The organism is Egicoccus sp. AB-alg2, assembly GCF_041821065.1.
Classification (GTDB): domain Bacteria; phylum Actinomycetota; class Nitriliruptoria; order Nitriliruptorales; family Nitriliruptoraceae; genus Egicoccus.
The window spans coordinates 39239-62104 of the sequence record NZ_JBGUAX010000002.1; the positions used below are offsets into that span (position 1 = coordinate 39239).

Below are 22866 nucleotides of genomic sequence, written 5' to 3' on the forward strand. Positions count from 1 at the left end.
GGTCGTTGCTGGTGGTCACGCGGAGTCCTTTCCGAGGCGGGGGTGGTCGTCCTGCGGCGGTGGGGCCATCCCGATGCCGCGCGGTGCGGGCTTCTCCACGGCCGCGGGGGCGGTGGCCCGTTGCTTGGCGATGTCGCCGACCCCGGTGGAGACGGCGACGTCCTCACCGGTGTACTGGTGCCCCATACGGTCGGCCTTGGTCTGCAGGTAGTGCTCGTTCGCGTCGTTGGCCAGCACCTCGACCGGGACCCGCTCCACGATCGAGAGCCCGAAGCCGCCGAGCGCGGCGCGCTTGGCGGGGTTGTTGGTCAGCAGCCGCAGGCTCGACAGGCCGAGGTCGGCGAGGATCATCGCACCGGTGCCGTAGTCGCGCGCGTCGGCCGGCAGGCCGAGCTGCAGGTTGGCATCCACGGTGTCGATCCCGGCGTCCTGGAGCTCGTAGGCCTGCAGCTTGTGGAGCAGGCCGATCCCGCGGCCCTCGTGCCCGCGAAGGTAGACGATCACGCCCTCGCCCTCGTCGGCGATCCGGGCCATCGCCAGGTCCAGCTGCGGGCCGCAGTCGCAGCGCAGCGACCGGAACACGTCGCCGGTCAGGCACTCGGAGTGCATGCGGACGAGCACGTTCGGCTTGCCCTCCGGCTGGCCGTGGATGAGGGCCACGGACTCCGAACCGTCGGCGCCCGACCGGTAGCCGATCATCCGCCACTCGCCGTACGGCGTGGGGAGCCGGGCGGCCGCCACCTGCTCGACGAGGTGCTCGCGCTCGCGCCGGTAGGCGACCAGGTCGGCGATCGTGACGATGAGCAGGTCGTGCTCGGCGGCGAAGCGCTCGAGGTCGGGCACCCGGGCCATCGTCCCGTCGAGGTTGACGACCTCGGCGATGACGGCGGCGGGTCGCCGGCCGGCCAGGCGGGCCAGGTCGACCGACGCCTCGGTGTGGCCGGGGCGGCGCAGGACACCGCCGGGGTGGTAGCGCAGCGGGAAGACGTGCCCGGGTCGGTGCACGTCTTCGGCCGTGCTGCCCGGATCCGCCAGCACGCGGATCGTGCGGGCACGGTCGGCGGCGGAGATGCCGGTGGAGGTGCCCTCGACGGCGTCGACCGAGACGGTGTAGGCGGTGCCCTTCGGGTCCTCGTTGTCGACGACCATCATCGGGATGCGCAGCCGGTCCAGGTCCTCGCCGAGCATCGGCACGCAGATCACGCCGCTGGTGTGGTTGACCAGGAAGGCGAGGTTCTCCGGGGTCGCCGCGTCGGCCGCGAGGACCAGGTCGCCCTCGTTCTCGCGGTCCTCGTCGTCGACCACCACGACGATCCTGCCGTCGCGGATGGCTTCGATCGCCTGTTCGATGGTGGCGAACGTGGTCATGCTCGATCGACCTCCTGGTCGGCCCGGCGGTCCGGGTCGTCGCCCTGGGGCGCTGCCAGGGAATCGCCCTGGGGCGCTGCTGCACGGGTGTAGGGCGAGGCGGCGCCGGCGGCGAGCAGACGCTCGACGTACTTGGCGACGACGTCGGCCTCGAGGTTGACGCGCTGGCCGGGGACCAGCCGGTCGTCGAAGGTGGTGGCCTGCAGGGTGTGCGGGATCAGCCCGACCCGGAAGCGGTCACCGTCGACGTCGACGACGGTCAGGCTGGCACCCGACAGGGTGATCGAGCCCTTGGGTACCAGGTAGGGCACGACGGCGGCGGGGGCGCGCACGGTGACGAAGACGGTGCCGGGCTGCTCGTCGCGGGCGACGACCTCACCGACGCCGTCGACGTGGCCCTGCACGAGATGGCCGCCGAACCGGGCATCGGCACGCATGGCCGGTTCGAGGTTGACGCCGACGCCCTCGGCGAGCCCGCCCAGCGCCGTGGCACGCAGCGTCTCGGCCATGAGGTCGGCGGTGAAGCCGCGGCGGGTGCCGTCGTCGTCGAGGAACGACGTGACGGTCAGACAGCACCCGTCGACGGCGATCGAGTCGCCGGGGCGGGCGTCGCGGACCACCTCGGCGCAGCCGATGGTGAGCCGGGCGTGCCCGTCGTAGAGGTCGATGGCGTCGACGGTGCCGACTTCCTCGACGATCCCGGTGAACATCAGGCGGCCTCCTCGGCGGGCTGGGGGCGCAGGTGCAGGACGAGGTCGGGGCCGGCCCCGCCGGCGCGCTCGGTCACGAAGACCTGCCCGCTGGCGGGCGCGACGGCGCGGCGTGGGGGCCCGTCGCCCAGGTCGGCGACGTGCAGCACGACCCGGTCGACCAGGCGGGCGGCCAGCAGCGCGTCGGCCAGGGTCGCGCCCGGCTCGGCCAGGACGTCGCGGATGCCGGTGGCGGCGACGGCCCGCAGGGCCTGCGGCAGCCACGGGGCGCCGTCCGCGGGAACCGTCAGCACCTGCGCGCCCGCGTCGGTGAGCCGGCGCGCCGATCTCTCGTCCGCCGGGGCGCTGGTGACGATCAGGGCCCCGCGGGTCACGACCCGGGCCGAGGGCGGGGTGCGCAGCCGGCGGTCGAGCACCACCGGGCGCGGCTGGTGGTCGGCCGCGACGAGGCGCACGTCCAGGCGCGGGTCGTCGGCGAGCACCGTGCCGGAGCCGACCAGCACTGCGTCGACCTCGGCGCGCCAGCGGTGCACGGCCGTGCGGGCCGTCGGCCCGGTGATCCAGCGTCGCCCGTCCGGGGCGGTGAGCGCGCCGTCGAGCGTCTGGGCCAGCTTCAGCGTCACGTGCGGGCGGCCGGCCGTCGCGACGGACAGGAAGCCCTCGAGCTGGGCGGCCACCGCGCCGTGGAGCACCTCGCCGACCGCGTCCGGTCCGACCACCCGGAGCCCACGATCGCGCAGCACCTCGGCGCCGCCGGCCGCCAGGCCGTGCGGGTCCGCGTGCGCGTACACGACGCCGTGTACGTCGGCGTCGGCCAGGGCGGCGGCGCACGGCGGCGTGCGGCCGTGGTGGGCGCAGGGCTCGAGCGTCACGTAGGCGGTGGCACCGGCGGCGCGGTCCCCGGCGGCACGAAGGGCCACGGCCTCGGCGTGCGGGCCACCCGGCGGGGCGGTCGCACCCTCGCCGACGACCTCACCGTCGCGGACCAGGACGCAGCCGACGGCCGGGTTGGGGGCCGTGCGGTGGCGCGCGGTCTCGGCCAGCGCGATCGCCCGCGCGAGGGCGCGGCGGTCGGCGGCGGCGAGCGCGGACACGGCGGTTGGCCTTCGGTCGCGGTGCGGGCACGGCACCGGACGGTGGTGCCGACGTCCGCCGGAGCCGATGCGAAGGCACGCGGACCGCCGGCCGGACGCCACCGGACGGCGGCGCGGCCGGGCGCCGTCGCCCCGTGGAGGGCGGGCACGGCGCGGCCCGCGTTCCCTCTCATCCGGACTGTCACCGTCGGCCCCGGAATCGCACCGGGTCCACCTTCTCGTCCCGAAGGACGATCCGGGTCGCGGGCTGTCACCGCCGGTAGGGAATTCCACCCCTCCCCGGGAACGCCCGTCCAGCCTACCCGCTCGGGCCGGCCCCCCGGACGCCCGCCCCGATCGGGCGCGGCCGTCGTCAGGGAAGCTCGACCTCGAGATCGATCGGTTCCTCGCCGTCGCGGCGGCGGTCGACCGCGTAGGTGGAGCGACCCCGGCCCCGGGTCTTGGCGTAGCGCTTCATCTCCGTCGCGATCGTCACCACCTCGCCGACGTGGGCGTAGTCGCGGCGGGTGGTGGTCGCCACGCCGATCGACAGCGACAGCAACCCGTAGCGTTGCGGCACACCGCGGCGGTCGGGCACCTCGATGGAGCCGGCCGCGCGGTCGTCCGGGTCGTACAGGGTCGGGGCCAGCGCGTCGAAGTGTTCGCAGACGGCTTCGGCCACGGGTTCGGCGAGGTCGGGCGGCAGGATCACCACGAAGTCGTCACCGCCGACGTGGCCGACGAAGGTGTCTTCGTCGCCGAGGTCGCGGGCCACGGTCCGCAGCAGGTCGCCCACGGCGCGCAAGGCCTCGTCGCCGCGCAGGAAGCCGTAGTGGTCGTTGAACGGTTTGAACTGGTCGAGGTCGACGTAGAGCAGCGCGAACGGCTCGTCACGCTCGAGTCGCTCGCCGAGCTCGGTGAGGATGCGTTCGTTGCCGGGCAGGCCGCTGAGCGGGTTCAGCGAGCGCTGCTGGTCGGCGCGGCGCAGCGCCGCCCGCACCCGTGCCAGCAGCACGTCCGTGTCGAACGGCTTGGTGATGTAGTCGTCCGCGCCCGCGTCCAGCCCCTGCAGGGTGTCCTCGCGCTGATCGCGGGCGGTCATCATCACGACCGGCAGGTGGCTCGTGCGGGCGTCGTCGCGCAGGCGCCGCAGGGTCTGCATGCCGTCCAGGCGCGGCATCATGATGTCGAGCAGGACCAGGTCCGGGCCGCCGCCGCGCGCCCGCTCCAGGGCCTGGATGCCGTCGCCGGCCTCCAGCACCTCGAAACCCGCGAGGTCCAGCGTCAACGCCAGGAACGCGCGGATGTCGGCGTCGTCGTCGACGACCAGGACCCGCTGGGTCACGCAGCGCCCTCGCCGCCGGCCACCTCGAGCGCCGCGAACGCGGCCTCCAGCACTTGGCGCGCCGCCGCGGGCCGGTCGGGCTGGTCGAACACGGCCGAGCCGGCCACGAACGTGTCGGCGCCGGCCGCGGCCGTCCCGCCCACGGTCTTGGCGGAGATGCCCCCGTCGACCTGGATGCGGAAGTCGGCGCCGAGGTGCTGACGGGCACGGACCGCCTCGGCGATCTTGGGCAGGACCTCGGGCATGAACGCCTGCCCACCGAAGCCGGGCTGCACCGTCATGACGAGGAGCATGTCGACGTGCGGCAGCAGCTCCTCGACCAGCGACAGCGGCTGGTGGGGGCGCACCGCGACCCCGACCTGGCTGCCGGCGTCGCGCAGCAGCTCCACGAGCCCGAGCGGGTCGTCCTCCACCTCGGGGTGGAACGTGACCGAGTCGGCGCCCGCGGCCACGACCTGCGGCGCGTACGTGCGCGGATCGGTGATCATGAGGTGGGCGTCGAGCAGCAGCGGCGTCGCCGCCCGCAGGCTCTTCACCACCGGCGGGCCGATCGTGAGGTTGGGCACGTAGTGGGCGTCCATCACGTCGACGTGGATCATCGACACGGCCGGGGCGACGTCCGCGATCTCGTCGGCCAGACGCGCGAAGTCGGCCGACAGGATGGACGGAGCGACACGCAGGTCATGCACGGAACGGCCCTTTCTGGCCACGGCGAACGCTGACGGCAGCGTAGCCGCGACGGTCATCCCACCATCGGCCGCCGAGGTGCCCCGCTCAAGCGTCTGCGGCGCGCCGCCCGAGCGTTCGGCCGACGCGTCGCTCAGGGGTCGGGCTGGTCACGACGTCGCCAGGTGGCGACGTACATCCCGTCCGTGTCGTCGGCGTCGGGCAGCAGCTGCCGCCGCTCCCCCGGCTCGAACCCACTGCCGTGGGCGTCGTCGAACCAGGCTGCGACCTGCTCGGTCTCCGCCGCCGTCCAGGTGCACACCGCGTAGGTCAGGGTGCCGCCGGCGGCGACGCGCTCCGCGGCGGCGTCGAGGAGGCGGCGCTGCACCCCGGCCAGCTCCGTGGCGTCGGCCGGCCGGCGCCGCCAGCGCACCTCGGGACGGCGGCGGCCGGTGCCCAGCCCGCTGCACGGCGCGTCGAGCAGGACCCGGTCGTAGCGCTCCTGGGCGGGCAGCGGCGGGCGGGTCGCGTCGCCGACGTGGACGTCGACGTCCACGCCCAGCCGGGCGGCCGCCTGCTCGACCAGCTTGGCGCGGTGGGGATGCAGCTCCACCGCAACGACCCGGCCGGCGGGACCGACGAGCGCGGCGAGGTGGGCGCTCTTGCCGCCCGGGCCGGCACACAGGTCCAGCACCCGTTCCCCCGGCCCGGCGCCGGTCGCCCGGGCCACCTGCATCGACGCCTCGTCCTGGACCGCGGCCCGGCCGTCGCGGACGGCGTCCAGCCGGCGCGGATCGGCGCCGGGCACCCGCACCGACTCGGGCAGGCTGCCGGGCCGGGCGTCCAGGCCGGCGTCGCGCAGCTCGGCGACCAGCGCGTCGCGGTCGCCGGTGGCGCGCAGCGTCACCCCCGGCGGCGCGTCGTCGGCCTCCAGGATCGCGCGGGTGCGCTCGAGCCCGTAGCGGTGCAGCAGGTCGCTGACGACCCACTCCGGGTGGGCGGTGGTCAGTGCGAGCGCGGTGACCGGCTCGGCGTCCGCGTCCGGCCACGGCAGGGTGTCGCGGCGACGATCGAGGTTGCGGAGCACGCCGTTGACGAACCCGCCGGCGCCCTTGGCGCGGTTGCGGGGCACGACCTCCCGCGCCAGTGCGACGGAGGTGGACACGGCGGCGCGCGAGGGCACCGAAGTGCGCAGCAGTTGCAGTGCGCCCAGTCGCAGGATCCGCCGGAGCGCGGGCTCGACCGCGTCCAGCGGCCGTGTCAGCACCTGCTGCAGCGCCCAGTCCAGGGTGCCTTCCCAGCGCAGCGTGTCGTAGGCCAGGTGGGACGCGAACGCGCGGTCGCGGGCGGCGTCGAGCCGGTCGACCGCCGCCGGCACGGCGAGGTTGGCGTACGCGTCGTCCTCGTCGACGGCGGTCAGCGCCGCCAGCGCGGCGCGTCGGGCGGGCAGGCCGGCGTCGCTCACGAGGCGTACTCGCCGAGCCGTTCGCCCGGCTCGGGCCGGTAGCCGTTGGCGAACGCGACGCCGTCCATCGCGGCCTTGCCCTCCGGCTGCACGCGCCGCAGCAGCACGGCCCCGTCACCCGCGGCCACCTCGACACCCTCGCCGGTGCGTGCGACGACGGTGCCCGGCTCGCCGGTCGTGTCCGTGGCGCGGGTGGCCAGCACCTTCAGGCGCCGGCCACGCCACGTGGTGTGGGCGCCGGGGGCCGGGTCGGCGCTGCGGACGAGGTCGACGACCGCGCGGGCCGGCGCCCGCCAGTCGATGCGCACGTCGTCCGGGGTGATCTTCGGCGCCAGCGTCGCACCCTCGGCGGGTTGGGCCACCGGCTCCTCGCCGGCGACCAGTCGCCGGATCGAGTCGACCAGCACGGGCGCGCCCAGCCGTGCCAGACGGGCGAGCAGGTCACCGGCGGACTCGTCGGGGTCGATGGGCACCACGACCCGGTCGAGGATCGGGCCGGTGTCCATGCCCTCGTCGAGCACGAAGGTCGTGATGCCGGTCCTCTCGTCGCCGGCCCGCAGGGCGTGCTGGACGGGAGCGGCGCCGCGCCAGCGTGGCAACAGGGAGAAGTGCAGGTTGACGAACCCGCGGCCTCCGGCCTCCAGGAACCGCTTGGGCAGCAGCGCGCCGTAGGCGACGACCGCGCAGGCGTCCACCTGCAGCGCGGCGAACTCGTCGAGCACCTCGCTCGGCTTGGCCGGCTGCCAGACCTCGAGCCCGTGGGCGAGCGCGGCCTGCTTCACCGGCGGCGCGACCGGAGTCCGCGAGCGGCCCTTCGGACGGTCGGGGTTGGTGAGGACCACGGCCACCTCGACGTCGCCGGCCGCGACGAGGGCATCGAGGGCGGGCACGGCCACCTCAGGGGTGCCGAGGAACGCGACACGCACGGGGAGCTCCTCCGGGTCGGGGCAGCGGGGCACGGCGACGCGGGGCCCCGCGACCGCTGCGTCGAGGGGCGGCGCCGACCGCGCGGCGAATCAGCGCGGGCGACGGCCGAGCAGCAGGCCGCCCGGCTTCGGCGGCGTCGGGTCGTCGAGCCCCTGCTCGATCCGGTAGTCCCGGATCCGGCGCAACGCCTCCTGCTTGTCGTGCTTGGCGAGGTGGTCGACGAACAGGATGCCGTTGAGGTGGTCCATCTCGTGCAACCAGATGCGGGCGAAGTAGCCCTCCAGTTGGACCTTCTGGTGGTCGCCGCCCAGGTCCTGGTAGCCGACCTCGATGCGTAGCGGCCGCTGCACGGGGTAGAACAGGCCGGGGAACGACAGACACCCCTCCTCGCCGTCCTGCAGGTCCTCCTCGGAGGCGTCGAGCAGGGTCGGGTTCACGACCGCACCACCCAGGTCGTCGCCATCCTCCTGCGGGACCTCCCAGGTGAACAGCCGCTTGAGCACGCCGACCTGGTTCGCGGCCAGGCCGACGCCCTCGGCCGCGCGCATGGTGTCGAACATGTCGCCGGCCAGCTTGGCGAGGCGGCCGTCGAAGTCCTCGACCTCGTGAGCGCGCTGACGCAGCACGGGGTCCCCGAAGATACGGATCTCGAGCCTGCTCACGAGGTGCTCCTGGGACGTCGTCGTCGCGGCCAAGCGTACGCCAGCCCCGGTGGTCCGGGCGCCGCCTGCCGGTCACCAGGCGTCGACCGGATCCACGTCGAGGCGCACGTCGCGGTCGTCCGTGCTCCACGCCTCGCGCAGCGGCCGCAGCGCGGCCAGGGTCGCGGCCCGGTCGTCGACCTTCAGCAGCAGCTGCCATCGGCCGTCGACCGGGACCGGGCCGAGCAGGTCGTCCCCGGCGGGCAGCGCCGCGCGCAACGCCTCGAGGTCGCCGGTCGGGTCGGCGCCGAAGTCGAGCCGCAATGCGTGCGCGAGCGGCGGGAACCGCAGGGCGGCGCGCTGCTGGACCTCGGCCCGCCAGAACGCGCCCGGGTCCCAGCCCGCCAGGGCCGCGATCGCGGGATGGTCGGGTTCGCGGGTCTGGGCGACGACCAGGCCGGGTGAGGTGCGGACGCGGCCGTGCACGGTCCATGCGGCGACGGTCATCGCCAGCCGCAGGGTGTCCTCGGCCGCGTCCAGCGACGGCCGCCGCAGGGAGCCGTCGAGGTCGGGCAGCACGACCGCGCCGACCGGACCCGGCGGACGGTCGAGCACCGACCCGCGGGTCATCACCAGCACGGCCGGCGGGTCCGGGGCCGGCTGGCCGTAGCCCTCCAGGACCGCCACCGGCACGTCGAATGCGCGCCGGAGCTCGGCCCCCAGCCGGGCGGCGCCGGCCGCCAAGGGTACGACGCGCCGCTCGCCGCAGGCGGGGCAGGCCGGCACGCGGGGCGCCTGCCACCCGCAGCCGTCGCACGACACCGACGCGCCGTGCAGGGCCAGCGACGACGCGCAAACCGGGCACGCGGTCCGCTCCCCGCAGCGTCCGCACACGAGGGCCCGACCCTCTCCGCGACGGCTGGCGAGCAGCACCCCGTAGCTGCCGGCCCGTACCGCTTCGCGCAGGGACCGCCAGGACGCCCGCGTCAGCCGAGCTCGTGGCTCGCCCTCACCGGTGTCGACCCGCACGCGCGGGCGGGCGTCGCGCTCGGCGTCCCGCGACGGCGTGACGGGCGCGACCCGCCGTTCCCGCAGCAGCCGCCAGGCGACCGCGCTGGGCACCGTGGCGACGGCCAGGCCGACCCCGCCGGCGCGGCGGGCCCGCTCCAGCACGACGTCGCGGGCATGGTGGCGGGGGCTGCGCCGCTCCTTGTAGGCCGGGTTGGCCTCGTCGAGCACCACGGCCAGCCCGAGCCGCTCCAGCGGCGTCCACACGGCGCCGCGCTCGCCGACGACCACCCGGGCGATCCCGCAGCGCGCCTCCAGCCAGCGGCGGTAGGCCACCCGCGGCGACGGCCCGCCCCGCAGGTCGACCGCCAGGTCTCCGGCGGCGGCCACCACGGCGTCCGCGACCGGCGAGGCCGGATCCGGCACGAGCACGAGCACGTCGCGGTCGCCGGCCAGACACAGCTGCGCGAGTTCGGCCAGCCGGGCCGCGACGTCCTCGCCCGGCAGCGGCCGCCACAGGAACGAGCCGGCGCCGGCGGCCACGGCCGCCCGCAGCTCCGTGCCCGACTCGCCGTAGACCGCCCAGGCGGCGTCGACGTCGGCGGCCGGCGGCGGTGGGTCGGGGCGCGGACGGCGGGCCGTGCCGGGTGGGAACCAGCCGGCGTCGGCGGCACGCCGCTCGACGTCCACCGTGCGCGCCGGCAGGGCATGCCGGACCACGTCGGCCAGCGGCGCCCCGTACCGGTCGGCCGCCCACCGCAGCAGGCCCAGCTCGTCCGGTCGCACCCAGACGTGCTCGCCGAGCAGCCGTTTCAGCGGTCGCAACCGCGCGGGCGGCACCTCGCTGTGGTCGCCCACCTCGACGACCAGGCCGCGCACGGACCGGCCCGCGAACGCGACCTGCACCCGCTGGCCCGCCACCACCTCGACGTCGTCGGGAACGAGGTAGTCGAACGCGCGGTCGAGGTGGAACGGCTCCACCTCGACGACGACCCGGGCGATGCGCCGCGGCGGGCCGTCCGCTCCGAGCTGGTCCGGCTCCGGCCCGCGGGCTTCCGAACGGGTCCGGTCCGGATCGTCCGGGCCCGGCGTCACGACGCCGACGGCGTCACTGAACGGCGCGACGCAGCGCGTCGGCGCGGTCGGTGCGCTCCCAGGTGAACCGGTCGCCCTCGCGGCCGAAGTGGCCGTAGGCCGCGGTCTGGCGGTAGCCCGGCTTGCGCAGCTCCAGCGCGTCGGCGATGGCGGCGGGGCGCAGGTCGAAGACCTCGCGCACGCCGCGCAGGATCGCGTCGGGGTCGACCTGCTCGGTCCCGAAGGTCTCCAGGTTGAGCGACACCGGGGAGGCCACGCCGATCGCGTAGGCGACCTGCAGTTCGGCGCGCTTGGCGAGGCCGGCGGCGACGATGTTCTTGGCCACCCACCGCACCGCGTACGCCGCCGATCGGTCGACCTTCGACGGGTCCTTGCCGGAGAACGCCCCACCGCCGTGTCTGGCCATGCCGCCGTAGGTGTCGACGATGATCTTGCGGCCCGTCAGGCCGGCGTCCGCCAGCGGACCGCCCAGCTCGAACCGGCCGGTCGGGTTGACGTAGACCTTCACGTCCGATGTGTCGATGTCGTCGGGCAGCAGCGGCTGGATGACCTGTTCCTCGATGTCGGGCCGCAGCAGTGTCGACAGGTCGATCTCCGAGCGGTGCTGGGTGGAGATGACAACCGCCGTGATCGCCTTCGGCACCCCGTTCTCGTAGGCGACGGTGACCTGCGTCTTGCCGTCGGGACGCAGGTAGGGGATCTCGCCCGACTTGCGCACGTCCGACAGGCGGTGGGCCATCCGGTGCGCGAGGTAGATCGGCGTCGGCATCAACGAGGGGGTCTCGTCGGTGGCGTAGCCGAACATCATCCCCTGGTCGCCGGCGCCCTGCAGCGCGTAGGGGTCGGTGTCCTCGCCGGTGCGCGACTCGAAGGCCGTGTCGACGCCCATCGCGATGTCGGGCGACTGCTCGTCGATGGCGACCGAAACCCCACAGGTGTTGCCGTCGAAGCCCATGTCGTGGTGGTCGTAGCCGATCGACAGGACCGTGTCGCGCACGACGCGGGGGATGTCCACGTAGGTCTCGGTGGAGATCTCGCCGGCGATGATGACCTGACCGGTCGTCACCAGCGTCTCGCAGGCGACGCGCCCCTGCGGGTCCTCGGCCAGGATGGCGTCGAGGATGGCGTCCGAGATCTGGTCGGCCATCTTGTCCGGGTGCCCCTCGGTCACGGACTCGGACGTGAACAGGCTTCGACGCGACACGGGTACTCCTGGCAGACGTGGACGTCCGGCACCTCACGGAGCGGGGCGCGGACGACGCGCCAGCCTAGCGAGGATCAGCCCTGGCGAAGTCGGGCCGCCACCTCGTCGAGGATCCGGTCGGCCACCATCGTCTTGGCCGCCAGCGCCACCTCGACCCGGCTGCCGTCGCGGCCGAGGATCACGACGCGGTTGGTGTCGACCCCGAAGCCGGCGTCGGCGGCACCGACGTCGTTGACGACGAGCAGATCGGCGTTCTTGCGGGCGAGCTTGTCGCGCCCGTAGGCCTCCACGTCGTCGGTCTCCGCGGCGAAACCGACGAGCAGGGCTCGCAGGCCTCCGCCGGCCTTGCGGGCACCGAGCTCCGCCAGGATGTCCGGGTTGGGCACCAGCTCCAGCCGCGGAGCCCCGGCCGCCTTCTTGAGCTTGGAGGCCGCCGCCTGCGCCGGGCGGAAGTCGGCCACGGCCGCGGCCTTGACGACCACGTCGACCGCGTCGACCCGAGCCAGCACGGCGTCGCGCATCTCGAGCGCCGTGGTGACGTCGTGGCGTTCCACACCCGGCGGCGTCGCCAACGATGACGGCGCGGCGACGAGATCGACCTTGGCGCCGCGGGCGGCAGCCGCGGCCGCCACCGCGAAGCCCATCTTCCCGCTGGAGCGGTTGCCGAGGAAGCGCACGGGATCGATCGGCTCCCGGGTGCCGCCGGCGGTGACCAGCACCCGCCGGCCGGCGAGGTCGTCACGGCGACTGCGGGTGGCCTGGAGGTGGGCGACGATCCGGGCGTAGGCCTCGTCGGGTTCGACAAGCCGCCCGGCGCCGGCGTCGCCACCCATCAGCGGCCCGACCGCCGGGCCGAGCACGTCGACGCCGCGCTCGCGCAGTACGGCCGCGTTGCGGCGCGTGGCCGCGTGCTCCCACATCTCGGTGTGCATCGCCGGTGCCACGACCAGCGGGCAGGTGGCGGCCAGCAGCGTCGTGGTCAGCAGATCGTCGGCATGGCCGCCGGCGAGCTTGGCCAGGACATTGGCGGTCGCCGGGTAGACGACGGCGACGTCGGCGGCGCGCCCCAGCGCGACGTGGGTCTCGTCAGGGATGTCCTGCCAGACCTCGTCACGCACGTGGCGGCCGGTGATGCCCTCGAACGTGGCGGCACCCACGAAGTGGCGGGCGCCACGGGTGAGCACCGGATCGACGGTGGCCCCGGCACCGACCAGCAGCCGTGCCAGGAGCGCGGCCTTGTACGCCGCGATGCCGCCGCTGACGCCCAGCAGGATCCGGGCGCCGCGCAGATCGCTCACGTGCGTGCTCCCGACTCGGGCCGCGGCGGCGTGCCGCCGCAAGGTCAGGCCTGTTCGTCGCCCTCGATGAACGCGAGCGGGTCGGTGCCGTCCCCGGCCGACTCGACGCCTTCGATCTTCGCCTGCGAGATCTCCTCGAGCGCGATCGACAGCGGCTTGTTCGACGCGGTTTGGACCAGCGGCGGGACGTACTGGCCGAGGCCCTCGCCGAGCTGCGCGTAGTAGCCGTTGATCTCGCGGGCGCGCTTGGCCGCGAGGTGCACCAGGTGGAACTTCGAGTCCACCTTGTCCATCAGGTCGTCGATGCGAGCGATCGGAGTACCTCCGCGAGCGTGGGAGACGGGGAAGCGTGGCGAGACGTCGTGCACGGGCAGGCGGACACGGCCGCCCCGGGCGCGGTCGCGTCAGGCTACCGGCTCGCACGCAAGATGTGTGCCGGAGCTCGGGTCCTCGCGGCATCGTGCCCGGTAGGGTTCCGCCACGCCCTTCTGCGGGCACGGGGCGGCGGACGACCGGGGCGCAGGCATGGAACCGATGGTGTTGATCGTGCTGGCCGTGATCGCGATCGGCGGCCTGGCGTGGTACGTCCAGCACGTGCAGCGGCGCCGGCTCGAGGAGTCGATGGCCCAGCTGCTGGCGCGCGAACCGGGCCTGGCACCCACGACGACGCCCCTCGGGCTGCCGGCGAAGCAGCTGGCCGCGACCTTCACCGGCTGCAAGCGGGGCGACCGCAAGCACGGCGTGCGCTACGGGGTCCAGGGCCCGTTGCCGGTCACCCTCCACGGCGAACCGGCCGAACTGGCCTGCGCCGCATTCGAGTGGTGGTGGGAGGAGCGGCGCGAGAACCGCGACGCCAACGGCAACACGACGACCACCTACGTGACCCGCCGCACGATGGTCACCGTGACGCGGCTGCCGGCGCCGGTTCCCGACCACGTCCGCATCGGACCGGAGTCGGTCTTCGGACGGCTCGGGCTCTCACGCCGCGACCACCAGCTGGAGTCAGACGCCTTCAACCGCCGGTTCCGGGTGGTCGCCGACGACCGCATGCTGACGGTGCAGCTGCTCGACGCGCGCCTGCAGGAACTGCTGCTCGCCGAGTTCCAGGGTCGCACCATCGAACTGCTTGGCGACCTGCTGGTGGTGTCGGGCGACCCGTCCCACCGCGACACGTCGCTGACCGGCTGCGTCGGCCAGCTGCCGGCCGTGCGGCAGGACACCGCCCGCGTCCTGGGTGCCGTGCCCGCCCAGTTCTGGCGCGCCCTCGATCGACGGCCCTGAAGGAGACCGCATGGATCCCGGTGTGCTGGTCGCGATCGTCGTCGCCGTCGCCGTGGTGTTCGCCCCGATCTATACCTACAACCGGTTCGTCGCCCAGCGGGCGTCCATGGACGCCGCCTGGGCGGGCATCGACGTCGAGTTGCAGCGCCGCCACGACCTCGTCCCGAACCTGGTACGCAGCGTGCAGGGCTACGCCGCCCACGAACGTGCCCTGTTCGAGCAGGTCGTCGAGGCCCGCAACCGGGCGGTGGCGTCCGTGGCCCCCGAGGTGCCGGTGACCGACCAGGCCCGGGCCGAGGACGCGCTCACCGAGCGGCTGACCGGCCTGCTGGTGCTGGCCGAGGGCTACCCGCAGCTGCGCGCCGACCGGGTGTTCCTCGACCTGCAACGGCAGCTGGTGGAGACCGAGGACCGCATCTCCGCCTCGCGCCGGCTCTACAACCTCGAGGTGGCCGCCTACGAGCGTCGGCGGCAGGCGTTCCCGTCGAACCTGGTCGCGTCCGCGTTCGGGTTCGACCGCCGCCCGCTGTTCGAGATCCTGGACGCCGCCGCGCGACACGCCCCGCACGTCAGCGCCTGACGCAGCACCGCTGGTCCGGCTGGCGCGCCGGCGTCGAGGTGGTGGGGCCGGACTGCGGACGTACTCGCGACTCGGCGCGGCCGCCACCGAGCGGCGGCGGGCCGCACTGCACGCACGTCGAGCCCACCACGCGACGCCCCGCGGGGGCGGGTTCGGCGTGGTGGGCGGGTGACGTGGTGGATCTCGCGCGAGGCCGCGACGCGATTGGCGGCGCGGTTGCTCGCGTCAGAACGGCATGGCGTCGTGAGGGTCGGCGGCGTCGGCGTCTTCGGGTCCGTCGCGAGGCGCGGCGGGCGGGTCGGCACCGGTTCGCGGCGAGCCGCGCGGCGTGGCCGGCGGGTCGGTGCCGCCGCTCGGCCCGTCGCGTGGTGCGGCCGGTGGGTCGGTGCCGCCGCTGGGACCGCGGTCGGCGGGTGTGGGTGGGAGGGGGATGCGGGTGGTGCCGGGCAGGGTCCGGATCCGCAGTCCGGTGCGGGGGTGGTGCCAGATGCGGACGCCGTCGGCGGTCTGGGAGACGGTCCAGCCGGCGGTCTCCTTGGTGTGGTTGGTGGGCCGGCACACCGGCGCCAGCTGATCGATGTCGGTGCGTCCCGTCAGCTCGCCAGGGCGGACCGGGTGCCAGGGCCTTGCGTGGTCCAGATCGCAGGCCAGCGCGGCGACCTGGCAGCCCGGTTCGCTGCAGGTGTCGTGCACCGCGAGCACGGCGTCGGACAGCCAACCGGGCGGCAACCGGCGGGTCCGGCCGACGCCGAGGACCTGGCCGGTGTCGTCGACGACGATGGCCCGCAGCTCGGTGCCGCGTTGGTCGAGCAGCCGCCGCGCCGCCACGGACGTGAGCTGCAGCCGCCCGCCGGACAGGCGGGTCAACACCTCGGCCGGCAGCCGGCCGGTGTCGAGCAGGGTGTCGTACGAGACACGCAGCAACACCTTGACCGGCACCCGCCCCTCACCATCGCCGGTCGCGCCGGCCTCCAACAGGTCGATCAGCTTCTCGAACCGGCGCCGGCCCCGATCGGCCGACGCCTGCCGGACCTGGTCGGGATCCGGGTCGTGGCCGATGCCGGCCTTGGTGGCCGGACCGGCCCGGCCGGGGTCGGTGGCGGCCTCTAGCAGCGCGAAGTTGGCCGCGCCTGCCTGTCCGAAGAACCTGCCGCCGCTGCCGTCCAGCCGCGGCTGGAGCACCAGCATCTCCGCCGGCTCGTCGTCCGGGTCAGCGGGTTCGGGGTCGGTGGCGGTGAGGTCGGCGGCCAGCCACCGCACCAGGCCGGATACGGCATCCGGGTCCGTGCCCTCCAACCGGTCGACCAGCTCGTCGACCGCGGCGTCCAGTTGCGCGTCGAGCCGGCGCGGCAGCCGGGCGACTTCCAGCGCGATGATCCGCAGCTGTGCCCACGAGATCCGGGCTTGGTCGAATGCGGCCTTGAGGCCGGGCAGCCGCCGCAACACGTCGGCGGCCGTGAGCAGCATCCGCCGATCCGCCGTCGTACGGCGGGCCTCGGACAGCAGCCACTGCTCCAACGGCACCCCCGTGACCGTCTCAACCACGGAGTTGTCCTGGAGCTGGATGATCGTGTCCAACACCGAGGCGAGCAGCCGATCGACCAGGCGCAGCTCGTCGAGCATCCCGGCCAGCGCCGGCACCTCGGCCAGCAACGGGAACGCGTCCAGACCGTCGGCCGCAGCCGCCGGGTCGGAATCGGGCGGCGTAGCGGGCGTGGCGGCGGGACCGCCGGTGCCGGCAGCGCCAGCTGAGCCGGTCGCCGCATCACGCGCCGACACCGCGCCGCGCGTCGACGCTGCCTCTGCGCTCACCGACGCTTCGGCCTGGTAGCCGGCGCGATGGTCGGCGGCCAGCAGCTGCCCGACCGTGTGTGGACGCGTCCCCCGTCGCGCGGCGGCCCCACCGGCAACCCGGTAGCAGCCGGCCGGAGCGGCCGACAGCGACGGGGCGGAAGCGGTGCGAAGCATCGGCCGAGTATCGACGACGGGTGTGACACGGCCCGGATGCGTTGCCCGCGACCTGTGGAAACGGGACGGGCTCGCTCGCGTCTTCTCGGGTGAGCGGCTCCCTCAGGTGACGGTGCGCGCCGCGGCGATCGCGTCCAGCACCTCGGCGACGCAGCGGTCGAGGTCGTCGTTGACGACCACCGCGTCGAACAGATCACGCTGCGCCAACTCGCGTCGTGCTACCTCGAGACGGGCGTCTACGGCCTCGTCGTCCTCGGTCCCGCGGGTACGCAGGCGCCGTTCGAGCTCCGCGAAGGAGGGCGGGGCGAGGAACACCAGCAACGCGTCCGTGGACTGCTCGCGCACCTGTAGGGCGCCCTGCACCTCGATGTCGAGCACGACGACCTTGCCGTCCGCGACCGCCGCCTCGGCCGGGCGGCGCGGCGTGCCGTACAGGTTGCCGGCGTACTCGGCCCACTCCAGCAGTTCGCCGTCTGCCACCATCTGTTCGAAGCGGGGCCGGTCGACGAAGTGGTAGTCGACCCCGTCGGCCTCGTTCGGGCGCGCCGGACGAGTGGTCACGGACACCGACAGGACGCTGTCGGGCAGCGCCGCGCGGACGCGCCCGTGCACTGTGCCCTTGCCGACACCGCTGGGACCCGCGATCACGACCAGGAGGCCGCGAGGGGTCACGGGCGATGCTCGAACGTGGCCAGCAGCGCCTCGGTCTGCCGAGGTCCCAGGCCGCGAAGGCGGCGCGTGGGCGCGATGTCGAGTTCCTCCATCAGGCGACGGGCCTTCACCGGGCCGTACGCCGGCATGGCCTCGAGCACCTCGCAGACCTTCATCTTCGCCAGGGCGTCCGCCGACTCGGCCCGGTCCAGCACCTGCCGCAGACTGACCTCGCCGGCCTTGAGCATCTGCTTCAGCTCGGCACGGATGCGGCGCGCCTCCGCCGCCTTGGCGAGGGCGGCGCGGCGCTGCTCGGGATCGAGCTCGGGCAGCGGCATGCGGTTGGCTCCGGACGGGTCGCCGGCGGGTCGACGACCACGGCAACAGGTCGAATCGTCTCGTTCGCGGCGCAACCCTAGTCCGTGCGGTGGGCGGGTAGCGTCCCGGACGCGACGAACGCGCCACCGGTCGGGGAGGAAGCATGACCAGCATCGACCAGTTCGTGCTGGGGGTGGATCTCGACGGGGTCTGCGCCGACTACGAGGGCGCGTTCCGCGCGTCCGTGGTCCGCCACTTCGGCCGCCATCCGGACCAGTTGCCGCCACAGACGGTCATGGACGCCTACTCGCAATGGGGGTTGACGTTCGAGGAGTTCGAGCAGGCCCACAAGAAGGCGGTACTCGAGGACCGGATGTTCCGCCACATGGACCCGCTGCCGGGCGTGTCGGAGGCGCTGTGGCGGCTCTCCGACGCCGGCGTGTGGATCCGGATCATCACGCACCGGCTGCTGTTCAACTGGGCCCACGAGTCCAGCGCGGCCGACACCGCCTTCTGGCTCGACCAGCACAACATCCCCTACCGGGACCTGTGCTTCATCGGCGACAAGCCCAACGTGGGCGCGGACCTCTACGTCGACGACTCCCCGAGCAACGTGTTGGCGCTGCGCGGGGCGGGGCGTGCCGTGATCGTGTTCGACCAGCCCTACAACCGTGACCTGCCCAGCCCCCGGGCCCACACCTGGGACGACGTCGTGGCGTTGGTGGAGGCCGAGTTCGACGCCCGGTCCCGCCACGTGCCGCTGCCGCTCGAACTGGAGTGACGCCGGGCGCGACCTCGCCCAGGTCGCGGCCCTACGACGGCCCGGGTCTACGCTGCCGCCACTCCCCCGCCACCCGCCCCGATCGGTCCTGCCGTGCACGAACGCACCCGCGACTTCGTCGACTTCATGGTGCGGTGCGACGTGCTGACCTTCGGCGACTTCGTCGCCAAGTCCGGCCGGCGCACCCCCTACTTCGTCAACGCCGGCCGCTACCGCACCGGCACACAGGTGGCCGAACTCGGCCGCTTCTACGCCGCCACGATCGACGAGGCGTTCGGCGACGGCGTCGACGTGCTGTTCGGTCCCGCCTACAAGGGCATCCCGCTGGCGGTGACCACCGCCATCGCGCTGGCGGAGCATCACGACCGCGACGTGGGCTTCTGCTTCGACCGCAAGGAAGCCAAGGACCACGGCGAAGGTGGCTCGCTCGTGGGTCACCCGCTCGCCGACGGTGACCGGGTGGTCGTCGTCGAGGACGTCACCACCGCGGGCACCTCGATCCGCAACACCCTGCCACTGCTGCGCGCCGCCGCGGACGTCGAGGTGGTCGGGCTGGTCGTCGGCGTGGACCGCCGCGAACGTGGCTCGCGTGACGACGTGTCGGCGCTGGACGAGTTGGCCGAGGACCACGGGCTGCGCACGGTGGCGCTCGCCACCGTGGACGACGTCGTGGAGCACCTGCGCGACCGCGAGGTGGATGGCCGGCGGGTGCTGGGCGACGACGACCTCGACCGGATCGCGCGCTACCGAGCGATCTACGGGGTGCGCTGAGCACTTCCGCGGCGCCCCGCGCAGCGCTCTGGAGCAGGGCGGCGAGGCGGCGGGATCGGCCGAGTCGGCCCGGGTTCCCGGCGGTTGGGGGCTTTTACGTTGTTCTTACCCTTTCGTGCGCTCGCCGTTCCCGGACTGTCGTGGCGGGGACAGTGGCCGATCGGGATGGTTAGCCTCCTTGCCTCGCTGACCGCGAACCGTGAGCTGCCCGTGTCCAAGTCGCGCCGTCCCGACCCGTCCAACTCGACCACCGCGCCGCGCCGCCGTTCCGTGCGCCGTCCGAGCTCGCCAGGCTCGGACGTCTGGCGCGACAAGCGCGTCTGGGTCGCGGCCACCGGGCTCGTGGTGATGATCGCGGCCCTGGTGGCGCTGAGCTGGCCGACCACGGCGGCGGAGCCGCAGCGCGTGGTCCTCTCCGAGGCGATCGAGCGGGTGCGCGGCGGCGAGGTCGCCTTCGCCACCATCGACGACAAGAGCCGCGAGGTGCTGCTCGTCCTGGGCGACCCGGCCACGGCCACCTCGCCGGCCATCGCCCCCGACGGCGCCTTCGAGTTGCCCGAGGGCGAGCAGCTGGTCGCGGCCTACAACGAGGGCTACGGCCCCGACCTGGCCGCCATCTTCGTCGACGCGGGTGTGCCGTTCACAGGCGAGCCGGAGCCCGAACCGGACCGGCTGACCCCGATCGTCACGAACCTGCTGCCGGCCCTGCTGATCGTGTCGTTCCTGCTGTGGTTCGTGGCGCGCAAGGGTGGCTTCGGCCAGTTCGGCAAGTCCAACCGTGGCCCGGCCGCAGTGCCCTCCACGCGCTTCAGCGACGTCGCGGGCGCCGACGAGGCCGTCGCCGAGCTGCGCGAGGTCGTGGACCTGCTGCACGATCCGGAGCGGTTCGCCGCCAGCGGCGCGACCGTGCCGCGCGGGTTCCTGCTCGAGGGCCCGCCCGGGACCGGCAAGACGCTGCTGGCCCGTGCGGTCGCCGGCGAGGCGGGCGTGCCGTTCTTCAGCCTGTCCGGGTCGGAGTTCGTGGAGATGTTCGTCGGCGTCGGCGCCAGCCGCGTCCGCGACGTGTTCGCCAAGGCCCGCAAGCACGAGCGGGCGATCATCTTCATCGACGAGATCGACGCCATCGGCAAGGCGCGCGGCAACGGTCCGTCCTCGGGTGCCAACGACGAACGCGAGGCGACGCTCAACCAGTTGCTCGTCGAGATGGACGGCTTCGAGGGTTCGGGCATCATCACGCTGGCCGCCACGAACCGGGCGGACGTGCTCGACCAGGCGCTGCTGCGCGCCGGGCGCTTCGACCGTCGGATCGCCGTGCCGGCACCCGACCGGGTCGGCCGCACGAAGATCCTCGAGCTGCACACCGACGGTCGCCGGCTGGCCGACGACGTCGACCTGGTCGCGCTGGCCCGCCGCACGCCCGGCATGACCGGCGCCGACCTCGCCGCCCTCGTCAACAGCGCCACCCTCGAGGCGGCCCGCGACGGCGCCGAGGCCGTCAACGCCGACCACCTCGAGGCAGCCCTGTCGACGGCGATGCTCGGCCGCGAACGTCGCTCGGCGGTCACCACCGACCGCGACCGCACCATCACGGCCTGGCACGAGGCCGGTCACACCCTCGCCGCGCTGCTGCAGCCGGACGCCGACGACCCGGTCACCGTCACGATCGTGCCGCGCGGGCCGGCCGGCGGCGTCACGTGGATGAGCGGCAACGACAACGCCTTCATGACCGCCAGCGAGGCGCGGGCCAAGCTGGTGACCGCGATGGCGGGCCGCGCGGCCGAGGAGCGCCTGCTGGCCGGCTCGTTCACGCAGGGCGCAGCCGGTGACTTCCAGCACGCCACCGAACTGGCCACCAACATGGTGACCCGTTACGGCATGAGCCCCCTGGGCGTCGCCAGCCTCTCCCCCGAGCAGGTCGTCAACGGCCCGCTCGCCGAGCAGGTCCACGCGGCCGTCAACACGCTGCTCGACGAGGCGCTGGCGGAGGCTCGCGCGCTGCTCCAAACCAACGCGGACCTGCTGGCCGCGGTGGCCGACGGGCTGCTGCTCGACGAGACGCTGCACCTCGCCGACATCCTGCGCCTGCAGGGCGAGCTCGCCGAGGTCACCCGCGCCTGACCTGCGCCAGCGCCCGCATACCTGGTCGAGCCTGCGCCGCACGGTGGACCAAGCCGGTCGGACGGCGCCCACTCACGCGACGACGAGGTAGTGGAGCAGGGCGCCGGCGCCGGCACTGACGGCGAGGGTGCGGAGCATGGACCAACGGAGCTTGAACATGGCGAAGAAAGCCGCGGTCGCGATGGCGGCGGCGAGCGGATCGAGGCTGGCGGATTCAGGGGTGTAGAGCCGGACGCCGTACGCGTGGAGTTCGTCGACCTGCCCGAAGATGGTGTGCAGTGAGAACCAGACGGCGAGGTTGAGCACGACGCCGACCACCGCGGCGGTGATCGCCGACAGCGCGGAGGTGAGCCGGTGGTTGCCGCGCAGGTACTCGATGTAGGGCGCGCCGAGGAAGATCCAGAGGAAGCAGGGCACGAACGTGACCCAGGTGGTGAGAATCGCGCCGAGCACACCGGCCAGCATCGGGTCGAGACCGAGGTCGGCGCGGTAGGCACCCATGAAGCCGACGAACTGCACCACCTGGATGAGCGGCCCCGGGGTGGTCTCGGCCATGCCGAGCCCGTCGAGCATCTCGCCCGGAGCGAGCCAGCCGTAGGTCTGCACCGCCTGCTGGGCGAGGTAGGCCAGCACCGAGTAGGCGCCACCGAAGGTCACGACCGCGGCGGTGGAGAAGAAGGTGCCCTGCTGCACCCAGATGCTCTCACGGCCGGTCCAGATGGCCAGCCCGACGATCGGTGCGAACCACAAGGTCACGCCGATGGCCAGGACCTTCAGCGACCTTCGGGTGGAGGGCCGGACGGGTTGGTCGTCGTCGGAGACCCTGGCGCCTCCGTCTGCGGTGTCGTCGGCTGTGTGGCCACGGATGACGTCGAAGGTGTCGGGCCACCGTCGACCGCCGAAAAAGCCGAGGACGCCGGCGCCGGCGATGATGAACGGGAAGGGGACGTCGAGGAAGAAGATCGCGACGAAGGCGGCCCCGGCGATGGCGTACATCGTGCGGTTCTTCAACGCGCGTGAGCCGATGCGCACGACCGCGGCGGCGACGATGGCCATGACCGCCGGTTTGATGCCGTAGAAGATCGCCTCGACGGCCGTGACGTCCCCGAAGCCGGCGTACAGCACGCTGAGCGCCATGATCGCGAGGAAGCCCGGCAGCACGAACAGCCCGCCGGCGATCAGTCCCCCACGCGTCCCGTGCAGCAACCATCCGAAGTAGGTGGCCAACTGCTGGGCCTCGGGGCCGGGCAGCAGCATGCAGTAGTTGAGCGAGTGCAGGAACCGCTTCTCGGAGAACCAGCGCCGCTCCTCGATCAGGAACCGGTGCATGACGGCGATCTGTCCGGCCGGTCCGCCGAAGCTGTTGAGGGCCACCAATCCCCACACCCGGGTGGCCTCGCCGAGACCGATGCCATGCCCTGCCAGTCCCGGCGGTTCTTCACCGCCGGAGACGGCGGGGTCGCGATCGGCGTGCTCGGCGGTCATGCGAGGTCCTGGCGGGAAGCGCGAGCGGGAGTTGTAGCCGAGCGATCGGGAACGCGCTGCCCGACACCAGCCTTGGCTCCGGCACGGAGCCGGCCCATGGCGAGCTAGCTTCG

At 73.9% G+C, this 22866-nt stretch carries 21 protein-coding genes and 1 riboswitch; of the genes, 5 read left to right on the forward strand and 16 right to left on the reverse strand.

Annotation, left to right across the window (positions count from 1 at the left end; all coding sequences use genetic code 11):
• Positions 1-15: 15 nt before the first annotated feature.
• From ACERM0_RS02795 to rpoZ, 12 genes are all read right to left on the reverse strand, one after another.
• Positions 16-1368, reverse strand: coding sequence for a bifunctional 3,4-dihydroxy-2-butanone-4-phosphate synthase/GTP cyclohydrolase II (locus ACERM0_RS02795; RefSeq protein WP_373676996.1), 1353 nt, complete (start codon positions 1366-1368; stop codon positions 16-18).
• Positions 1365-2078 carry a riboflavin synthase gene (locus ACERM0_RS02800; RefSeq protein WP_373676997.1) on the reverse strand — a complete coding sequence of 238 codons (714 nt, stop codon included), beginning with the start codon at positions 2076-2078 and terminating at the stop codon, positions 1365-1367. Before ACERM0_RS02800 ends, ACERM0_RS02795 begins: the two co-directional genes overlap by 4 nt.
• Positions 2078-3172: a bifunctional diaminohydroxyphosphoribosylaminopyrimidine deaminase/5-amino-6-(5-phosphoribosylamino)uracil reductase RibD gene (gene ribD / locus ACERM0_RS02805; protein ID WP_373676998.1), complete on the reverse strand. Its 1095-nt coding sequence runs from the start codon at positions 3170-3172 to the stop codon at positions 2078-2080. Before ribD ends, ACERM0_RS02800 begins: the two co-directional genes overlap by 1 nt.
• A 157-nt stretch (positions 3173-3329) precedes the next feature.
• A riboswitch (FMN riboswitch) is annotated at positions 3330-3463 on the reverse strand.
• 61 nt (positions 3464-3524) lie between these two features.
• The gene (locus ACERM0_RS02810; RefSeq protein WP_373676999.1) at positions 3525-4496 is read right to left on the reverse strand and encodes a response regulator; all 972 of its coding nucleotides are present in this window, start codon (positions 4494-4496) and stop codon (positions 3525-3527) included.
• On the reverse strand, positions 4493-5185 hold the full coding sequence (rpe, locus tag ACERM0_RS02815; protein ID WP_373677000.1) for a ribulose-phosphate 3-epimerase: 693 nt from the start codon (positions 5183-5185) through the stop codon (positions 4493-4495). Before rpe ends, ACERM0_RS02810 begins: the two co-directional genes overlap by 4 nt.
• 131 nt (positions 5186-5316) lie before the next feature.
• A complete protein-coding gene (rsmB, locus tag ACERM0_RS02820) occupies positions 5317-6627 on the reverse strand; it encodes a 16S rRNA (cytosine(967)-C(5))-methyltransferase RsmB (RefSeq protein ID WP_373677001.1) in 1311 nt (436 codons plus the stop codon).
• Positions 6624-7553, reverse strand: a complete 930-nt coding sequence (fmt, locus tag ACERM0_RS02825) for a methionyl-tRNA formyltransferase (protein ID WP_373677002.1) — start codon at positions 7551-7553, stop codon at positions 6624-6626. Before fmt ends, rsmB begins: the two co-directional genes overlap by 4 nt.
• Before the next feature lie 90 nt (positions 7554-7643).
• Entirely contained in the window at positions 7644-8216 is a 573-nt protein-coding gene (gene def / locus ACERM0_RS02830) for a peptide deformylase (protein WP_373677003.1), read from the reverse strand.
• Between the two features lie 72 nt (positions 8217-8288).
• Positions 8289-10298 carry a hypothetical protein gene (locus tag ACERM0_RS02835; protein WP_373677004.1) on the reverse strand — a complete coding sequence of 670 codons (2010 nt, stop codon included), beginning with the start codon at positions 10296-10298 and terminating at the stop codon, positions 8289-8291.
• A gap of 13 nt (positions 10299-10311) precedes the next feature.
• The gene (gene metK / locus ACERM0_RS02840; RefSeq protein ID WP_373677005.1) at positions 10312-11502 is read right to left on the reverse strand and encodes a methionine adenosyltransferase; all 1191 of its coding nucleotides are present in this window, start codon (positions 11500-11502) and stop codon (positions 10312-10314) included.
• Positions 11503-11576: 74 nt separating this feature from the next.
• Positions 11577-12800, reverse strand: a complete 1224-nt coding sequence (gene coaBC / locus ACERM0_RS02845) for a bifunctional phosphopantothenoylcysteine decarboxylase/phosphopantothenate--cysteine ligase CoaBC (RefSeq protein WP_373677006.1) — start codon at positions 12798-12800, stop codon at positions 11577-11579.
• 44 nt (positions 12801-12844) lie between these two features.
• The gene (gene rpoZ, locus ACERM0_RS02850; protein WP_373677469.1) at positions 12845-13114 is read right to left on the reverse strand and encodes a DNA-directed RNA polymerase subunit omega; all 270 of its coding nucleotides are present in this window, start codon (positions 13112-13114) and stop codon (positions 12845-12847) included.
• Positions 13115-13325: 211 nt separating this feature from the next.
• Between rpoZ and ACERM0_RS02855 the strand changes: the two genes are divergently transcribed.
• Both ACERM0_RS02855 and ACERM0_RS02860 read left to right on the forward strand, forming a co-directional pair.
• The gene (locus ACERM0_RS02855; RefSeq protein ID WP_373677007.1) at positions 13326-14081 is read left to right on the forward strand and encodes a hypothetical protein; all 756 of its coding nucleotides are present in this window, start codon (positions 13326-13328) and stop codon (positions 14079-14081) included.
• Between the two features lie 10 nt (positions 14082-14091).
• A complete protein-coding gene (locus ACERM0_RS02860) occupies positions 14092-14661 on the forward strand; it encodes a LemA family protein (RefSeq protein ID WP_373677008.1) in 570 nt (189 codons plus the stop codon).
• 225 nt (positions 14662-14886) lie between these two features.
• Here the strand turns inward: ACERM0_RS02860 and ACERM0_RS02865 are convergent, their stop codons facing one another.
• The 3 genes from ACERM0_RS02865 to mihF all read right to left on the reverse strand — a co-directional run bounded on the left by ACERM0_RS02865 (position 14887) and on the right by mihF (position 17618).
• Positions 14887-16629, reverse strand: a complete 1743-nt coding sequence (locus ACERM0_RS02865; RefSeq protein WP_373677009.1) for a hypothetical protein — start codon at positions 16627-16629, stop codon at positions 14887-14889.
• Positions 16630-16731: 102 nt separating this feature from the next.
• The gene (gmk, locus tag ACERM0_RS02870) at positions 16732-17301 is read right to left on the reverse strand and encodes a guanylate kinase (protein ID WP_373677010.1); all 570 of its coding nucleotides are present in this window, start codon (positions 17299-17301) and stop codon (positions 16732-16734) included.
• Complete coding sequence (mihF, locus tag ACERM0_RS02875; RefSeq protein WP_373677011.1) at positions 17298-17618, reverse strand: integration host factor, actinobacterial type; 321 nt, start codon at positions 17616-17618, stop codon at positions 17298-17300. The genes gmk and mihF overlap by 4 nt, the downstream gene beginning before the upstream one ends.
• 143 nt (positions 17619-17761) lie before the next feature.
• Between mihF and ACERM0_RS02880 the strand changes: the two genes are divergently transcribed.
• The 3 genes from ACERM0_RS02880 (at position 17762) to ACERM0_RS02890 (ending at position 21268) form a co-directional block, all read left to right on the forward strand.
• A complete protein-coding gene (locus ACERM0_RS02880) occupies positions 17762-18379 on the forward strand; it encodes a hypothetical protein (protein WP_373677012.1) in 618 nt (205 codons plus the stop codon).
• Positions 18380-18472: 93 nt separating this feature from the next.
• On the forward strand, positions 18473-19150 hold the full coding sequence (gene pyrE, locus ACERM0_RS02885; protein ID WP_373677013.1) for an orotate phosphoribosyltransferase: 678 nt from the start codon (positions 18473-18475) through the stop codon (positions 19148-19150).
• 165 nt (positions 19151-19315) lie between these two features.
• The gene (locus tag ACERM0_RS02890; protein WP_373677014.1) at positions 19316-21268 is read left to right on the forward strand and encodes an ATP-dependent metallopeptidase FtsH/Yme1/Tma family protein; all 1953 of its coding nucleotides are present in this window, start codon (positions 19316-19318) and stop codon (positions 21266-21268) included.
• A 72-nt stretch (positions 21269-21340) separates the two neighbouring features.
• Here ACERM0_RS02890 and chrA read toward each other — a convergent pair whose 3' ends face one another.
• Positions 21341-22753, reverse strand: a complete 1413-nt coding sequence (chrA, locus tag ACERM0_RS02895; RefSeq protein WP_373677015.1) for a chromate efflux transporter — start codon at positions 22751-22753, stop codon at positions 21341-21343.
• Positions 22754-22866 lie beyond the last annotated feature (113 nt).

Coding starts and splice junctions, on each gene's coding strand:
- chrA (WP_373677015.1), bottom strand. CDS start 22,753: ATGACCGCCGAGCACGCCGATCGCGACCCCGCCGTCTCCGGCGGTGAA.
- ACERM0_RS02855 (WP_373677007.1), top strand. CDS start 13,326: ATGGAACCGATGGTGTTGATCGTGCTGGCCGTGATCGCGATCGGCGGC.
- ACERM0_RS02880 (WP_373677012.1), top strand. CDS start 17,762: ATGACCAGCATCGACCAGTTCGTGCTGGGGGTGGATCTCGACGGGGTC.
- mihF (WP_373677011.1), bottom strand. CDS start 17,618: ATGCCGCTGCCCGAGCTCGATCCCGAGCAGCGCCGCGCCGCCCTCGCC.
- ACERM0_RS02865 (WP_373677009.1), bottom strand. CDS start 16,629: ATGCTTCGCACCGCTTCCGCCCCGTCGCTGTCGGCCGCTCCGGCCGGC.
- ACERM0_RS02860 (WP_373677008.1), top strand. CDS start 14,092: ATGGATCCCGGTGTGCTGGTCGCGATCGTCGTCGCCGTCGCCGTGGTG.
- ACERM0_RS02890 (WP_373677014.1), top strand. CDS start 19,316: ATGGTTAGCCTCCTTGCCTCGCTGACCGCGAACCGTGAGCTGCCCGTG.
- ACERM0_RS02795 (WP_373676996.1), bottom strand. CDS start 1,368: ATGACCACGTTCGCCACCATCGAACAGGCGATCGAAGCCATCCGCGAC.
- ACERM0_RS02800 (WP_373676997.1), bottom strand. CDS start 2,078: ATGTTCACCGGGATCGTCGAGGAAGTCGGCACCGTCGACGCCATCGAC.